General features: G+C 65.3%; 18 protein-coding genes. 6 read left to right on the top strand and 12 right to left on the bottom strand.

The window, feature by feature from the left end:
• Positions 1 to 161: 161 nt before the first annotated feature.
• The gene (gene blaBJP, locus A7X65_RS21900) at positions 162 to 1,049 is read right to left on the bottom strand and encodes a BJP family subclass B3 metallo-beta-lactamase (protein ID WP_063688582.1); all 888 of its coding nucleotides are present in this window, start codon (positions 1,047 to 1,049) and stop codon (positions 162 to 164) included.
• A 267-nt stretch (positions 1,050 to 1,316) separates the two neighbouring features.
• On the opposite strand from blaBJP, the gene A7X65_RS21895 reads away from it, so the two are divergent.
• Positions 1,317 to 2,630 carry an alpha/beta hydrolase gene (locus tag A7X65_RS21895; RefSeq protein WP_063688579.1) on the top strand — a complete coding sequence of 438 codons (1,314 nt, stop codon included), beginning with the start codon at positions 1,317 to 1,319 and terminating at the stop codon, positions 2,628 to 2,630.
• 13 nt (positions 2,631 to 2,643) lie between these two features.
• On the opposite strand, the gene A7X65_RS21890 is transcribed toward A7X65_RS21895, so the two are convergent.
• The 3 genes from A7X65_RS21890 to A7X65_RS21880 all read right to left on the bottom strand — a co-directional run bounded on the left by A7X65_RS21890 (position 2,644) and on the right by A7X65_RS21880 (position 4,891).
• Positions 2,644 to 2,928 carry a TonB-dependent receptor plug domain-containing protein gene (locus A7X65_RS21890; protein ID WP_208608623.1) on the bottom strand — a complete coding sequence of 95 codons (285 nt, stop codon included), beginning with the start codon at positions 2,926 to 2,928 and terminating at the stop codon, positions 2,644 to 2,646.
• 60 nt (positions 2,929 to 2,988) lie between these two features.
• A complete protein-coding gene (locus A7X65_RS21885) occupies positions 2,989 to 4,458 on the bottom strand; it encodes a hypothetical protein (protein ID WP_245323753.1) in 1,470 nt (489 codons plus the stop codon).
• 160 nt (positions 4,459 to 4,618) lie between these two features.
• Complete coding sequence (locus A7X65_RS21880) at positions 4,619 to 4,891, bottom strand: hypothetical protein (protein WP_063688570.1); 273 nt, start codon at positions 4,889 to 4,891, stop codon at positions 4,619 to 4,621.
• A gap of 176 nt (positions 4,892 to 5,067) precedes the next feature.
• Here A7X65_RS21880 and A7X65_RS21875 point away from each other — a divergent pair, with 176 nt between their 5' ends.
• A complete protein-coding gene (locus A7X65_RS21875; RefSeq protein WP_063688566.1) occupies positions 5,068 to 5,877 on the top strand; it encodes an ABC transporter substrate-binding protein in 810 nt (269 codons plus the stop codon).
• Here the strand turns inward: A7X65_RS21875 and A7X65_RS21870 are convergent.
• From A7X65_RS21870 to hisC, 8 genes are all read right to left on the bottom strand, one after another.
• Complete coding sequence (locus tag A7X65_RS21870; RefSeq protein ID WP_063688563.1) at positions 5,851 to 6,549, bottom strand: ABC transporter permease; 699 nt, start codon at positions 6,547 to 6,549, stop codon at positions 5,851 to 5,853. The genes A7X65_RS21875 and A7X65_RS21870 overlap by 27 nt on opposite strands.
• Before the next feature lie 208 nt (positions 6,550 to 6,757).
• The gene (locus A7X65_RS21865) at positions 6,758 to 7,450 is read right to left on the bottom strand and encodes an aquaporin (RefSeq protein WP_063688558.1); all 693 of its coding nucleotides are present in this window, start codon (positions 7,448 to 7,450) and stop codon (positions 6,758 to 6,760) included.
• Positions 7,450 to 7,860, bottom strand: a complete 411-nt coding sequence (arsC, locus tag A7X65_RS21860) for an arsenate reductase (glutaredoxin) (RefSeq protein WP_063688555.1) — start codon at positions 7,858 to 7,860, stop codon at positions 7,450 to 7,452. The genes A7X65_RS21865 and arsC overlap by 1 nt, the downstream gene beginning before the upstream one ends.
• A 10-nt stretch (positions 7,861 to 7,870) precedes the next feature.
• Entirely contained in the window at positions 7,871 to 8,020 is a 150-nt protein-coding gene (locus tag A7X65_RS40745) for a hypothetical protein (RefSeq protein ID WP_245323750.1), read from the bottom strand.
• Between the two features lie 11 nt (positions 8,021 to 8,031).
• Entirely contained in the window at positions 8,032 to 8,376 is a 345-nt protein-coding gene (locus A7X65_RS21855) for an ArsR/SmtB family transcription factor (RefSeq protein WP_063688552.1), read from the bottom strand.
• A 90-nt stretch (positions 8,377 to 8,466) separates the two neighbouring features.
• A complete protein-coding gene (pstS, locus tag A7X65_RS21850; protein WP_063688549.1) occupies positions 8,467 to 9,519 on the bottom strand; it encodes a phosphate ABC transporter substrate-binding protein PstS in 1,053 nt (350 codons plus the stop codon).
• Between the two features lie 83 nt (positions 9,520 to 9,602).
• Positions 9,603 to 9,827 carry a DUF3551 domain-containing protein gene (locus A7X65_RS21845; protein ID WP_063688546.1) on the bottom strand — a complete coding sequence of 75 codons (225 nt, stop codon included), beginning with the start codon at positions 9,825 to 9,827 and terminating at the stop codon, positions 9,603 to 9,605.
• Between the two features lie 145 nt (positions 9,828 to 9,972).
• Positions 9,973 to 11,025: a histidinol-phosphate transaminase gene (hisC, locus tag A7X65_RS21840; protein WP_063690686.1), complete on the bottom strand. Its 1,053-nt coding sequence runs from the start codon at positions 11,023 to 11,025 to the stop codon at positions 9,973 to 9,975.
• A gap of 232 nt (positions 11,026 to 11,257) precedes the next feature.
• Between hisC and A7X65_RS21835 the strand changes: the two genes are divergently transcribed.
• From A7X65_RS21835 to A7X65_RS21820, 4 genes are all read left to right on the top strand, one after another.
• Entirely contained in the window at positions 11,258 to 12,736 is a 1,479-nt protein-coding gene (locus A7X65_RS21835; RefSeq protein WP_063688544.1) for an FAD-binding oxidoreductase, read from the top strand.
• A gap of 262 nt (positions 12,737 to 12,998) precedes the next feature.
• Positions 12,999 to 13,850 carry a 3-hydroxybutyryl-CoA dehydrogenase gene (locus A7X65_RS21830; protein ID WP_063688541.1) on the top strand — a complete coding sequence of 284 codons (852 nt, stop codon included), beginning with the start codon at positions 12,999 to 13,001 and terminating at the stop codon, positions 13,848 to 13,850.
• A 262-nt stretch (positions 13,851 to 14,112) separates the two neighbouring features.
• Entirely contained in the window at positions 14,113 to 14,577 is a 465-nt protein-coding gene (locus tag A7X65_RS21825) for a group III truncated hemoglobin (RefSeq protein WP_063688538.1), read from the top strand.
• Between the two features lie 243 nt (positions 14,578 to 14,820).
• Positions 14,821 to 15,474: a QcrA and Rieske domain-containing protein gene (locus tag A7X65_RS21820; RefSeq protein ID WP_063690684.1), complete on the top strand. Its 654-nt coding sequence runs from the start codon at positions 14,821 to 14,823 to the stop codon at positions 15,472 to 15,474.
• Positions 15,475 to 15,499: the final 25 nt, after the last annotated feature.

The raw sequence follows: 15,499 nt of genomic DNA, 5'->3' as shown, positions 1-15,499 counted from the left end.
TGGTGAGGTCCCGTTAAGCATAGAGGACGCCAGGAGACCGCGCTGCGGCCCCGTCGGCCCGTTCGTGGTCACGTCCTGCTAACCATGCGCATGCCGCAGCTGTCGCCCGGCGGCGCCGGACGACGAGCGGCTCACCTCTCCGGGCGAGGTGAACGTCTCCGCTACTTCTTCTCCAGCGCCGCAGTCTGCTTGGCGAGTTGCTTGTCGAAATCCTCCGACAGGGTCGCCACGTAGGTTGCGTTCTCGCCCGGTTTGACGAACGGGTTGGGCGAAGCGTCCTTGATCTGCTGCGCGCGCTTGGCCTGCATGCCATAGACTTCCGGATGCGGTCCGAGCAGCACGTCGATCTTCATCGCCTTCACCTTGGCGTAGGTCGCGCGATAGTCATCGACGATGCCGGCATGGGTCGGCTGGCCGACCAGCCGGTTCAGCGCCACCGTGCCGCTGCAGAAGAACAGCACCTCGCGGTCCTGGCTGCCGTCCTTGACGGTCATCTCCCAGCTCGTGCAGCCCGGCGAGTGGCCGGGCGTCGCATGCGCGATCAGCGTGGTGTCGCCGAGCGTGACCTTGTCGCCTTCCTTGACGGTGCGGTCGACCTTCACCGGAGGGAAGGTAAGGTCCTCGTTCTTCTCGTCGCCCGGATAGTAGCCGCCTTCGAGCAGCGGCTTGTCGCGCTCGCCGGCGATGAGCTGCGCGCCGGTCTCCTTCTTGATCTCGGCAAAGCCGCCGGTGTGATCAAGATGCGCGTGGGTGTTGAGGATGATCTTGATGTCGGCGACCTTGAGGCCGAGCTTGGCGATGTTGTCCTTGATCATGCCGGTCGACTGGGGCATCGCCGTGTCCATCAGGATCAGGCCCTGCGAGGTCTTGATGACGTAGACGGCAATGCCGTCGGTGCCGACATAGTAGATGTTGCCGATGAGCTGGAACGGCTCGAACGGCGCCGTCCATTTCTTCATGGCGATCGCCAGGAAATCCTTGATGGTCTGCGCTTGCGCGCCGGTCGAGAGCAGGGCCAGTGCGCACAGCGTGGCCGCGAGCTTTCTCATCGTTTGCCTCCCTTATTGTTCTTCATTTTGATCGGACGCGACTCTCGTACGGCTCGACCGGCGGTCAACCTACGTCGTGGTCGTTGCGGCAGCAACCGCTTCGCGCCGTCAAATAAGCGGTCGCATGCGCGGAATAAGCGCGCCTCTCCGGTTTGAGCATGGCGGGATTGCCGCAACGCGGCCGGTTGACGTTTGACCGCGCGAAAGGAGGCCGCCATACTTTGCGTCAAGACGGGCCGGAAAGACCCGTCAGCACGGGGAGCTGAAATGACAAGTTCATTATCCGTCCTTGCGGGGACGCTGATTGCTTTCGTTTCCGTCTCGGCAAGTTTGGCGCAGCCGGCCTGCGTCACCCAGAACATGGCCGTGCCGCCGGGCGCCAACACCACCGACAAGGCCGCGCCGTTCTTCATCGACACGACGGGTCTCGACTTCAAGACGGCGCCGCCGACGCGCGATCCCCTCAGTGCCAACTACCCGCGCGCGACCGAATTGCCGGACGGAACGCTGCCGCCGCCGGGCGCGGAAGGCAATTTCATCATCGGTCCCACCCACAATCCCGCGCCGGAGACCATCGCGAAGGAGGGCGTGCCGCGCGGAACGACGAAATCCTTCACGCTCACCTCGAAGGAGAGCACGATCTACAATCCCGGCCTGATCCGCGACGACGTCGCCGGCTGCACCAATTCCTCGATCATGACGACCGTGACGGCGCCGGACGACAAGTCGCACATGATCGTCACCACCAGCCATCCCGGAATCTGGTCGCGCACGATCGATGTCTACGTGCCCGCGCAGTATGTACGCGGCAGCGAGGCGCCGTTCATCGTGGTCGGCGACGGTGGCTCCAACGCCTACAAGGATCTCGCCACCACGCTCGACAATCTGATCGCGCAGCGCCGGGTCCCGCCGATGATCGCGATCCAGATCGGCAATGGCGGCCAGGACGCGCAGGGCAGCCAGCGCGGCCGCGAGTATGACGCGGTGTCAGGCGTCTACGCACAATTCGTCGAACGCGAGGTGCTGCCGCTGGTCGAGAAGAACGCCGACGTCAAGCTGACCAGAAACCCCGACGGCCGCGCCACCATGGGGCTGAGCTCGAGCGGCGCTGCCGCCTTCACCATGGCGTGGTTCTATCCCGATCTCTATCACCGCGTGCTGGCGTTCTCGCCGACCATGGTCAACCAGCAATGGCCGCACGATCCGTCGCTGCGCGGCGGCGCCTGGGAGTATCACAGTGCATGGGCGGGGCCGGCCGGTCCCAATCTCATCTGGAAAGCCGGCGTGCTGACGCCTTCCGATCCGCCCGGCGTGCCGCTGATCGTGGCCGCACCGACGAAGCCGATCCGCTTCTGGTACTTCGGGGGCGACCAGGACCTGTTCTATCCGAACCCCACCATTCCCGACGGCATGCACGATTGGACGCTATCGAACGCCCTGATGGCGAAGGTGTTGGCGGAGAAGGGCTACCACTACCAGTTCCTGTTCGTGCGCAACGCCAAGCACGTCGATCGTCCGACGATCGCGCAAACGCTGCCGTCGGCGCTGGAGTGGGTGTGGAAGGGCTATCCGATCCCCTGAACGGGGGGCGCGCCTATCGCCCGATCGTCACGCCCGCCGTCGAGCGCATGGCGTCCCTCAGGCTCCGTGCGTTCATGTCGTCGAGGACCTGTCGCGTCAGCACGGTGGTCTGGCCGGGCGTGTCGAGGATGCTCTCGCCGCGCGAGGATGACAGCCGGTCGGCCCTGGAGGGGGCGGCGGAAACGGTGGCGGGCGCCGTCGCATGCGCGTGGTGCGGCCGCTTGCCGGAAGCTGCAAAAGCGCCTTGCGGGATGCAGAGGGCGGCGATGACGATCAGTCGGAAGGATGTCGCGGGCATGCGATCTCCCATGTCCAGAGCGCTACTCTAGCACATGGAGAGCGTTCGCAGGGAAAAGGATCAGGCGAGGGCGGCCTGGCGTTCCCGCGTGGGTTCACGGGCCCGGTCCGGAGCACGCGGCTCGGCAAGCCGGGTGAAGCTGCGATGGGCTGCCTGCGCGGGGGCCTCGACGATGACGCCCTCGCAGACGATCTGGCCGCCGAGCATCCTGAATTCCAGCTTGTCGTAGCGCGGCATGGTTTCGCCGTCCGCCGGCGGCAGCAGCCCGATGCTGCCCTGGATGTTCAGCGTCGCATCGCCGGTGCCGTGAAGCCGCGGGTTCCACATCCTGATTCCGGTCTCGGCCCAGCGCTGCCGGATCAGTGCGGCGCGATCGGCCGGCTCCGCAGGTCTGGCACGGACCTTCGGTGCACTGCGGACCGCCGGTGCAGGAGATGCAGTGACCGGTTCTGGCGCGATCTCCGTGACGATGGTGGGCGAGGTCTCAGCGACGACCGCCTCAACGACCGGCTCAGGTTCGTTTGCGGGAGCCGGCTCGATCTCGATGGTGGCGCTGGCAGACGGCGCCTTGTCGATATCGCCGGCGGCGACATCCTCGTCCGAGACGTCATTGGCGGCCAGCGCGACGCAGGCCTCCTCGATGGCGACCGGCTCCGCATCCTCGGGGATGCCGGGAGAGTGAGCATCGCCGCCGGTCAGATCGATGACGTCAACCGGCGTGATCGCGACATCGGCGGACGAGACGGTTGTCTCTTCAGCAACGACAGGTTCGGCCTCACTCGGGAACCCGGCAATCGGATCGCTGGAGATGATGACGGGCGCGATGTCGACGGGTTCGCTTTCGACGTCGATCGATGCGACCGTGGCCTGCTCGGTGTTGCTGGCCTCGACCTCGGCCGAAACTTCCGCATCGTTGTCGATGATGAGTTCGGGGATGACCGTTGGCTCGGCCACGATATCGATGGGCGAGACTGCAGCTTCCTCTACGACAACCGGCTCGACCTCTGTCGCCGTCTCCGCGGGCGCTTCGTCAGCGACGCAGAGTTCAATTGGCGCTGCCGACAGGACCTCTGCGACGGCGGGGATCGCGGCATCGTTCGCGGCGACCGCCTCGCTCGCCGGCGGCTCGGCCTCGACGCTGACGTCGGAAGATGCGGTCTCTGCGGCGGCGGGCGCTTCGTCCGCGACGCAGACTTCGACTGGCGCTGCCGACAGGACCTCTGCGACGGCGGGAATCGCGGCGTCGTTCGCTGCGACCGCTTCCTCGCTCGCTGGCGGCTCGGCCTCGACGCTGACATCGGAAGATGCGGTCTCTGCGACGATGGCGGGCGGATCGTCTGCCGCGATCGGCACAGCAGCGACACTGCCGCCGTGCGGCACGGGCCGAAGCCGGGAAAACGCCCATTTCACCGCAGGAATGCGGCTCAGCAACGATATCAGTCTCGAAAGCACAGGGAGTTGTCCAAGAGATACTCGGCGTGAGGCAATCGCTGATTCGCCAGCAATATGAAAAACTGCCCCGTCCGTCACATCGATGTCAATGTAGGCGGGACCAATTGCAGAACATCCGCACGCCCTCGCGCGGGTAGGCCTGATCTGGATTCGAATCTGCGGCAGCGATGTAATTCTGCCGTTCGATCTTGTCTTTCTGCGGGAGGGGAGAGCTGTTCCCCTCCCAAAGTTCGCGCGGTTACTTGCCGGAGCCTGCGCTGCCGCCGGCCTGGCTGCCCATGTTGTTGGTGTTGCTGCCGCCGGCTGAAGGTGTCTGCGTGCCCTTGCTGTCGGCGGCCTCGTTCTGCATGTTCGACGACTTGCCGGTGGTCATTCCCTTGGTGGCGGGACCTCGCGAGGATTGACCGACATCGCCTTGACCCGATGCGCCCGGCGCGGGTTGTGTCTGCGCGAAGGCGCTGCCGGTTGCCAGCGCCATGATGCACGCCGATGTCAAAATGATCTTCTTCATCGCGTTTCTCCTGTTGCGTTCCGGAACAACCTCTGCGTGGAAAAGGCGTTCCTAACTCGGCGTGCAGCCCAGCTTGGCGCGCGTCATATCAACGCCCGTTGCGTCGCAAGTCGGGGTTCCCTGCGCTTCCCTTCGAGGGTACTTTGGAACTCCACGGCACCTGGGAAGGACGATGCATGAATAGGATAGTCGCCATCGGAGCAGCTCTGCTCTGGTCCACCATCGCGTTCGCGCAGGATCGCACCATCACGGTGGCCTCGACGACGTCGACCGAACAGTCGGGTTTGTTCGGCCATCTGCTGCCGCTGTTCACGAAGGCCGAGGGCATCAACGTCAAGGTCGTTGCCGTCGGCACCGGCCAGGCGCTCGACATCGGGCGCCGCGGGGATGCCGACGTGGTGTTCGTCCATGACAGGCCCGCCGAAGACAAGTTCATGTCCGAAGGGGAGGGCGTGAAGCGTTTTGACGTGATGTACAACGACTTCATCATCGTCGGCCCGAAAAGCGATCCGGCGCAGATTTCCGGCAGCAAGGACGTGACCGATGCGCTGCGCAGGATCGCCGCGGCAAAAGCCCCGTTCATCTCGCGCGGCGACAAGTCCGGCACGCACGCAGCCGAACTGAGATTGTGGAAAGAGGCGGGCGTCGACCTCGGTGCCGGCAAGGACAGCTGGTATCGCGAGATCGGCCAGGGTATGGGGCCGGCCTTGAATATGGCCTCGTCGTCGAATGCCTATGTGCTGTCGGATCGCGGCACCTGGCTGTCGTTCAAGAATCGCGGCGAGCTCGCCATCCTCACCGAAGGCGACAAGCGGCTCTTCAACCAATACGGCGTCATGCTGGTCAATCCGGCGAAGCATTCGAATGTGAAGGCTAAGGACGGGCAGGCCTTCATCGACTGGCTGGTGTCACCGAAAGGGCAGCAGGCGATCGCCGGCTACAAGGTCGGCGGCGAGCAGCTATTTTTCCCCAATGCGGCCAACTAGCAGGAAGGCCACGGTCGATACCGCGACGCTGAGTGCGAGCAGGATCAGTCCGAGGCCGAGGGCCAGCGGCAGGTCGCCCTTGCTGGTTTCCAGCGCGATCGCAGTCGTCATGGTGCGCGTGAAGCCGCGGATGTTGCCGCCGACGACGATGATGGCGCCGACCTCCGCGATGGCGCGCCCGAACGCCGCGAGGAAGGCCGTCAGCAGCGAGGTGCGTCCCAGTGCGAGCAGGAGCGCCATGCTGCGGAAGGTTGACAGCCCGTCGATCCGCGCTAGATCGCCATACTCCGCCCAGAGCAGGCTCGCCGGCCGGTGCACCAGCGCCACCACGATCGGGGTGGCGAGCAGCGTCTGCGCGATCACCATCGCGGTGGGCGTGAACAATAGTCCAGCCGGTCCCAGCGGGCCGGATCGCGACAGCAGCAGATAGAGCGCGAGCCCGACCACGACCGGCGGCAGGCCGAGCAGCGCATTGGTCAGCACGATGATGACCTGCCGCCCGCGGAAGCGGGCGATTGCGAGGAAGGCGCCAAACGGCGCGCCGATCAGCAGCGCAACGATGCTGGCGGTCAGGCTGACGCGAACCGACAAGGCCACGATGCCGAGCAGCTCGGCATCGGCCTCGCCGATCAGCGTTAAGGCGGCGGCAAAGGATTGCGCGAAGTCGTTCATCCGCGCCTGAACTTCGGGGTTCGGCAGCGCGCCTGCGGGGTATCGATGTCGAGGTTGCGCAAGTGCGTCACGGGCGGGTCCCTGCGGTTCGTGGTCTGGAGCAAAGCTGCGGGCCGCAGCCCGCGATCGAAGCCGCTCACAGAATACCCGGCAGGAGCGTTTTGAAAACCCGGTTCATCCGGCGAGGAATGCCGCAGCCGTCCCGGCGTTAGGACGCGCGCAGCCCCGCGTTTGGCCGCGCCGGAGCGCCGCCCCAAAGCCAGCTCGCAAGCGGGACGGCAAGTAGCGCGCCGGCGAGCTGCGCGGCGATGAAGGCCGGCACGCCCTGCGGGGCGATGCCCGCAAAGGTGTCGGACAGGGACCTTGCGATGGTGACCGCCGGATTGGCGAAGGAGGTCGAGGCCGTGAACCAGTATGCCGAGGTGATGTACAGGCCGACCGCGTAAGGCACGGCGGCTGGTGTTCGCGACGCGACGCCGAAGATCGTCAGCAGCAGGCCAAAGGTCGCTGCGGCTTCGGCGAGCCATTGCCCGGCTCCGCTGCGCTGCGTCAGGGAGAGCTGGAGCAGCGGAAGCTCGAACATCAGATGTGCGATCCACACGCCGACGATCGCGCCTGAAATCTGTGCCGCGACATAGATCGCCGCGTCCCTCCAGGCGGTCTCGCCACGCATGGCAAATGCCAGCGTCACCGCCGGATTGAAATGGGCGCCCGACACGGGAGCGAAGGTGAGGATCAGCGTGACCAGGATTGCGCCGGTGGCGATCGTGTTGCACAGGAGTGCCAGCGCGACGTTTCCACCCGAAAGCTTCTGCGCCATGATCCCCGAGCCGACCACCGCGGCGAGCAGGAACGTCGTCCCGAGCCATTCGGCGAAGGCGCGGCGCGCAAGCCCCGGCATCAGGCGCCGCGCTCCAGCCGAACCCGCTCGCCGTCTTCCTTGACGAACTCGCCCTGCTGCGCCGGCAGCAGGTCCAGCACCAGCTCGGAGGGCCGGCAGAGTCTTGCGCCTTGCGGCGTGACCACGATCGGCCTGTTGATGAGGATCGGGTGCGCCATCATCGCGTCGAGAAGCTGGTCGTCGGTCAGGGCGGGGTCGCCGAGCCCGAGCTCGGCATAGGGCGTGCCCTTTTCGCGGAGCAGCTCGCGCACGGAAAGTCCCATGCGCAAGGCGAGCTGCTGCAACATCGCCCGCGACGGCGGTGTCTTCAGATATTCGATCACGTGCGGCTCGATGCCGGCGTGGCGGATCATCGCGAGCGTGTTGCGCGAGGTACCGCAAGCGGGGTTGTGGTAGATGATGGCGTCCATGGCCTGACCTTCAGCAACAGGCCGACGACGGCTTCGGCGCTGCCTGAGGCGAGCAGCAGGCCGACTGCTGCGCGGCCGGCTTGGCATTCGCAACCCGCGCGCCGTTCTCGCCGGTACCGGAGAGATCCTCGACGGACATGTGGACGTGCAGGCGCTTCATGCTCTGTCCTTTCAGGCTGGCACTCGACTGCGCTTTCGCGCGGGCTTGCAGGCGGGAGCCGGCGCGCAAGCCGTTCCGCCGCAGCAGTTCTCGGTCAGGAAGCCGACGAGCGCGTTCATGGTTTCGAACCGCGCCGCATAGATCATCGAGCGCCCCTCGCGCCGCACGGTGGCAAGGCCCGCCATCCGCAGCCGGTCGAAGTGGAAGGTCAGCGTGTTGGGCGCGAGATCCAGTGCCTCGGCGATCGCGCCCGCCGCCATGCCGTCGGGACCGGCCTGCACCAGCAGGCGGAACACGTCGAGGCGGTTGTCCTGGGCAAGCGCGGCGAGCGCCGCGACAGCGTCCATCTTTTCCATATTTCAACGATTATTGAAATGACGACGCGCTGTCAATCGGGATCGAGCTTTCAGTTCTCGATCGCGGTGGCTGCCCGGTCGCGGACAGCCTCAGCGTTTGGCGCTCGCCGACACCGAAACAGTCGGGGCGTCGAGGCTCTCCTGCCAGTAGCGTTCGATCAGGCCGATCAAGGTCGAGGGAAGGGGAACGTAGTTGAGCGTTGCGGCCTGGGTCTTGCCGTTCTCCAGCGACCAGCGGACGAAGTCGATGGTGGCTGCCGATCGTTCGCGCGATTTCGGCGCCTTCGGCATCAGCACGAAAGTGGTTGCCGTGATCGGGTAGGCGTCTTCGCCGGGTGCGTTGGTAAGCACGAGATGGAAGTCCTTCGCCGCCTTCCAGTCCGCGCTCGCGGCTGCCGCATGGAACGAGGCCGCATCGGGGACGACGAAATTGCCGGCGCTGTTCTGCACCATGCCGAACGAGATTCGATCCAGCCGTTGCAGCGCATAGGTGTATTCGAGATAGCCGATCGCGCCGGGCACGAGAGCGACCAGCGAGGCGACGCCGTCATTGCCCCGGCCGCCGAGGCCAAGCGGCCATTCGACCGAGGTGCCTTCGCCGACACTCGCCTTCCATTGCGGACTGACCTTCGAGAGATAGTTCGACCAGTTGAACGTGGTCCCGGATCCGTCGATGCGATAGACCACCGTGATCGCAGTATTCGGCAGCCTGATGTCTGGATTGATCGCGCGGATGGCCGGATCGTTCCAGGATTTGAGCTTGCCGAGATAGATGTCCGCGAGCATCTGGCCGGTGAAGCGGATCTGGCCGGGCTTGACGCCGTCGATGTTGACGACAGGCACGACGCCGCCGATCACGATCGGGAATTGCATCAGGCCGAGGCGGTCCAGCTCCTCGGGTGCGAGCGGCATGTCGCTGGTGCCGAAATCGATGCTGTCCTTCTTGACCAGTGCGAGACCGCTGCTGGAGCCGACGGCCTGATAGCTGACGCTATCGCCGGTTGTCGCCTTGTACGCGTCGATCCATTTCGCCATCACCGGCGCAACGAAGGTCGAGCCGGCACCTCTGGTCTCGGCGGCGAAGCTTTGGGTGGCGAGAAGCAGCGCGGCGATGATGATCGGCAGCTTGATGTGCTTGTTCATGTGCACGAGGCTAACAGGCCCGGCACGCGGCCGGTGTGGCCTATGTCACAAAAACGTCGCCAGGCATTTGTGGGCGGCAACGCTCAGCGGCTCTGCCCGCGCGGCTGATTGGCATAGCGCGGATTGATACCGCAATGAGCCCGTGTGCCCGAGGCGGATGCCCGGCACTGGTCGCGTGTCGAGAAGGCGCAATTGCCGGGATAGCCCCATCGATCGCCCTGCAGGCAATAGCGGGCGGCGTGGGCGCCGGAGCTCGCTCCGACGGTGCACAGGATGAAGAGGATGGCGCCGATCATGCGGTGGGACATGAAGCCTCCCAGTCGATTTGATTCAACTTGCTGGATTGTACCGGATCTCGAAATCCGGCATGGCTCGCCGCGCAATGTTCGCGCGGCTTTGCATCCTATGATTGATCCAGATCAAGGAGATCACGGGCGCACGTGATCGCGGGAATCAGATCAACCCGCGCAGCTCCTCGATCAGTCGGCTGCACTGCGCGTCGGTTCCCACCGTGATGCGCAGGAAGTCCTCGATGCGCGGCTTCCTGAAATGCCGGACCAGAACGCCGCGCTGGCGAAGGGCGCCGGCGAGGTCGGTTTCACTCCGGCTGCGATGCCGCGCGAACACGAAGTTGGCGAGTGACGGCAACACCTCGAAACCGAGCTGTTCGAGATCCCGCGTCAGCACGTCGCGGCTCTTGGTGATGCGGTCGCGGGTTTCGATGAACCACGCTTCGTCCTCGATGGCGGCCACCGCACCGGCGATGGCGAGGCAATCGAGGGGATAGGAGTTGAAGCTGTCCTTGACCCGCTCCAGCGCCTCGATCAGCGGCCGCTGGCCGATGGCAAAGCCGACCCGCAAGCCCGCGAGCGAGCGCGACTTCGAGAAGGTCTGGACGACGAGCAGGTTGTCGTGCTGCGCGACGAGCGGCACGGCGCTCTCGGCGCCGAAATCGACATAGGCTTCGTCCACCACCACCAGCCGGTCCGGGTTCTCCGCGAGCAGTGCGGCGATCGCCGCGCGCGGAAGGGCGATGCCGGTCGGCGCATTGGGATTGCAGAGCAGGATCGCGCTCGATGGCCGCCTGTAGTCGGCGGTCTCGATCCTCATCGCGGCATCGAGCGGCACTTCTACGTGCGCTATGCCATAGAGACCGCAATAGACCGGGTAGAAGCTGTAGGTGACATCGGGAAACAGAAGCGGCGCGTCGTGTTTCAGAAGCGCCTGGAAGGTGTGGGCCAGAACCTCGTCCGATCCGTTGCCGACGAACACCTGCTCGGGCGCAACGCCGCTATAGGCCGCGATCGCCTCGCGCAGGCGCGTGGCGTGCGGGTCGGGATAGAGGCGCAACCGCTCCGCGGCCGCTGCGATCGCCGTCAGCACGCGCGGCGAGGGGCCGTAGGGGTTCTCGTTGGTGTTGAGCTTGACGATGCCGTCCTGCTTCGGCTGCTCGCCCGGCACATAGGGCGAAAGCGTGTGGACGACGGGACTCCAGAAACGGCTCATGATCTCCAATCCGAACTTGGCCCGGCACAGTAGGGGATGCGGGGTCTCGGCGGAAGTGCGTCTGCCTTAGGCGTCTCCGGCAGGTCCGCATGGACCTCATGGCACGTTCCCCGAACCGTGGCCTTCATGCTAGCCTCATCGTGCAAACGCAAGAGCTGAAAACAGCAACGAAGGCCGGCGCGGCCCAAATTCATCAGTGGCCAGCGCAGAAGAGCCGCAAAGAGAGGAACACATGCCGGGTGCCGCCCTTGTCACCGCTCCCTCCATTCCGACCGCGCCCGTGACGCCGGCCGTTCTCGACGGCCTGCGCGCCATCGTGGGCGACAAGGGTCTCCTGCTGGAGGAGCACGACAAGCGGCCGTTCGTGAGCGATTGGCGCGGCGAGCTGCTGGGCCAGGCCGCGGCGGTCGTGCGTCCGGCCAGCACCGCGGAAGTCTCCGCTGTCGTCAAGCTGTGCCACGACAACGGCATTGCCATCGTTCCGCAGGGCGGCAACACCGGCCTGATGGGCGGTGCCACGCCCTGGCCCAAGCACCGCGGCATCCTGCTCTCGCTCGGCCGCATGAACCATGTGCTGCATGTCGATCCCGTCGGCTACACCATGACGGTCGAGGCGGGCTGCATTCTCCAGACGCTTCAGGACACGGCGGCGCGCCACGACCGCTTCTTTCCGCTTAGCCTCGGTGCGCAGGGCTCGTGCATGATCGGCGGCAATCTCTCCACCAACGCCGGCGGCGTGCAGGTGCTGCGCTATGGCAATGCGCGCAATCTGGTCTTGGGTCTCGAGGTCGTTCTGGCCAACGGCGATGTCTGGGACGGGCTGCGCGCGCTCAAGAAGGACAACACCGGCTACGATCTCAAGCACCTGTTCATGGGCGCGGAGGGCACGCTCGGCATCATCACCAAGGCGGTGCTGAAGCTGTGGCCGGCGCCGAAGGACGTCTGCACGGCATGGCTCGCGATCCGCGATCCCAGCGCGGCAATCGAGCTTCTGTCGGAGGCGCATGCGGCCTCCGACGACAATGTCAGCTCCTGCGAGCTGATGAGCCGCGCCTGCACCGACATGGTGCTGCGTCATATTCCCGGCACCCAGGATCCGCTCAAGGCGGACACCGAATGGTATCTCCTGCTCGAATGGTCGTCGGCCCGCCCGCGACAGGACGGCGGCGCCGGCATGTCGGACAGGATGGAGCAATTCCTGGCCGATCAGCTCGAGGCGGGCCGGGTGCTGGATGCGGTGATCGCGCAGACCGAAGCGCAATCGCGCAACATGTGGCGCATTCGCGAGAGCGTCGCCGAGGCCTCCCGCGCCGAGGGGCCGGGCATCAGCTACGACGTGTCGGTCGCGATCTCCCGGATTCCGGAATTCATCGGCAAGGGCCTGAAGGCCGCGCTCGACATCCTGCCGACGATCCGGCCCTATCCGCTCGGCCACATCGGCGACGGCAATGTGCACTTCTCCTTCATGGGTCCGAAGGGCATGGATCGCGAAACGCTCGGCCAGTATTCCCCGGCGATCACGCGCGCGGTCAACGATCTCATCACGTCCATGGGCGGCTCGATCTCGGCCGAGCACGGCATCGGCATCGAGAAGCTCGACGAGCTCCAGCACTACCGCTCCAGGACCGAGCTCGACGTGATGCGCTCGATCAAGCGGGCGCTGGACCCCAAGAACATCATGAACCCGGGCAAGGTGCTCCGTCTCGACTGACCGGGGACCCGGCGCCGACCGGCCAGCCGTCCTCCGGCGCCGCCGGAGGCGGTATCCCCTGCAAACCCGGCAAAACGGGCCGCTGGAGCGCCAGATCACGCCCTTTCGCCGCGGACGGGCGGCTTTATTCCCGCCATGGATGCTTTATGGAAGGGGCAGGATCAGGTCGCAGGCGCCCCTTGGCGGTGCTAGACCCTGATGCAGGAACAATGGGGCCGGGGCCGCTGGCCGGTCGGCCCGCAAGGATGAAGGATATGAGGCAATGATCCAGACCGTTGGCATCATCGGGGCAGGGACCATGGGGAACGGCATCGCGCAGATCTGCGCGGCGGCCGGGCTCTCGGTCGTGATGGTCGACATCTCCGATGCGGCGGTGAACCGCGGCCTGGCGACCGTTGGCGGCAGCCTCGAGCGCCTGGTCAAGAAGGAGAAGATGTCGGCCGCCGACCGCGATGCGACGCTCAAGCGCATCACCGCGACGACGGACCGCGCGAAGCTGTCGGATTGTGATCTCGTCATCGAGGCCGCCACCGAGAACGAGGAGCTCAAGGTCAAGATCCTCAAGGATCTTTGCGCCACTCTGTCGCCGCGCACGCTGCTGGCGACCAACACCTCGTCGATCTCGATCACCAAGCTCGCCGCGGCGACCGACCGTCCCGACCGCTTCATCGGCATGCACTTCTTCAACCCGGTTCCGGTGATGGCGCTGCTGGAGCTCATCCGCGGCCTGCAGACCTCCGACGACACCCACGCCAAGGCGCTCGATTTCGCCAAGCGCGTCGGCAAGGTGGCGATCACGGCCAAGAACAGCCCGGGCTTCGCCGTCAACCGCATCCTTTGCCCGATGATCAACGAGGCGATCTTCGCGCTTCAGGAAGGGATCGCGACGGCGGAAGAGATCGATGCCGGCATGAAGCTCGGCTGCAACCACCCGATCGGACCGCTGGCGCTTGCCGATCTCGTCGGCCTCGACACCATGCTTTCGGTCATGGAGGTCTTTTACAAGGGCTTCAACGATCCCAAATATCGGCCAGCGCCGCTGCTGAAGGAGATGGTCGATGCCGGCCATCTCGGCCGCAAGACCGGGCAGGGCTTTTACACTTACGGCACCTGACCTGGGTGTCGCTACAAACACGGTGCCGTAGGATGGGCAAAGCGAAGCGTGCCCACCTCCCGTTGCCGCATTGGACTGATGGTGGGCACGGCGCAAGTGCGCCTTTGCTACCCTGCGTTACTGATCAAGGTGCAAGCGGGCGGGCTCGAAATGCCCGCCGCTCCATCCCGCAATTTGCGCTGTGACAAAGACGCCGCGCGCAATTGGCCCGACAATGTCGAACGGGCGGCCCCGCGGGAACAAGGAACGGATAATAAAGGACATGTCGGATCGATTGAAGGCCGAGCGCGAAGCTGCGGCCGCACGGCGGAACCTGTTGACCCAGGATGCGATCGAGCGCACCGGGATCACCGACGAAATGATCGGGGAACTCGTCACTCGCTTCTACGGGCGCGTGCGCGAGGACGCACTGCTGGGGCCGGTGTTCGCGATCGTGCAGAACTGGGACGAGCATCTCGCCAAGCTCAGGGATTTCTGGTCGTCGGTCGTACTGATGAGCGGCCGCTATCATGGCTCGCCGATGCGGGCGCATATGCCGCTGAGTCTGGTCGGCGATCATTTCGATCGTTGGCTCGATCTGTTCGAACAGACCGCGCGCGAAGTCTGCCCGCCACCGGCGGCCGCGCTCTTCATCGACAAGGCAAGGCGCATCGCCGACAGTTTTGAAATGGCGTCGGCAACTGTCGCGGGCCGCATCGCGTCCCCGCGTCACGTGCTGAGGTCGTGAATACAAAATGCCTGCCTGAGAAACGTGCAGCTCGCATCGCGATAGCGCGTTGCACCAATTCCAACATCATCGGTCTGATCTGCAAAATCATCATGCCGCTCGCGCGACGCGACGTAGAATTTGCGAAAACGCGCTCGAATGCGTTCAGTCTTGCTCAATCACCGCGAGCAAAGCCATATTGATGCACTGCGGCGCCAATTCTTCGCCTTGTTTTCGGCAGAGTTCCAGCGCCTGCTAGCGGGCATGGCGCGCGCATCGTTCAACACCACATCTTCATCCTCCGAGAGTTCTGCGGAACCTGCTGTCGACGCGGGCATGGAGCAGTCGCGGCGAACGCTGCTGCTCGGCGCACTCGCCACCACTGCATGCCTCGGCTGTTCGACGCAATCGCGCGCGGGCGAGGATGCGCCCGGCTCCGACGAACGGCCGCAGAAGGGCGACGTGCTGGTCTTTTCCGAAGGCGATCAGGAAGGAAAGCCGATCACGGTAGCCGACCTGCCAGCCGGCGGTCCGCCGGTGCATGCCTGGCCGAAGGACCCCAAGACATCAGTGGTGCGCAGTGGCTCGCGGCTCAACGAAATCCTGATCATCCGCCTCGATCCCGCCGACCTCGACGAGAAGACCCGCGAGCGCGCCGTCGACGGCATTCTCGCATATTCGGCGATCTGCACGCATGCCGGCTGTCCCGTCACCGCCTGGGTGAAGAGCGATGTCGGCGACAAGGATGTGTTCAAGTGCATGTGCCACAACTCCGAATACGATCCTCGCGCGGGCGCGCAGGTCGTGTTCGGGCCGGCGCCGCGGCGCCTCGCGGCGCTGCCGCTCGCGATCGCTGACGGCTCGCTGAGCGTCGCCGGCAGCTTCATCGGAAAGGTAGGTGGCGTGCAGCCGGGATGATGGACGGTGCGGGGTATGCCCGCGT

Origin of the sequence: Bradyrhizobium stylosanthis (assembly GCF_001641335.1) — a bacterium.
GTDB classification, from domain to species: Bacteria; Pseudomonadota; Alphaproteobacteria; order Rhizobiales; family Xanthobacteraceae; genus Bradyrhizobium; species Bradyrhizobium stylosanthis.
The sequence above is the reverse complement of the archived record's forward strand: the minus strand, read 5'-3'. Positions and strand labels throughout refer to the sequence as shown.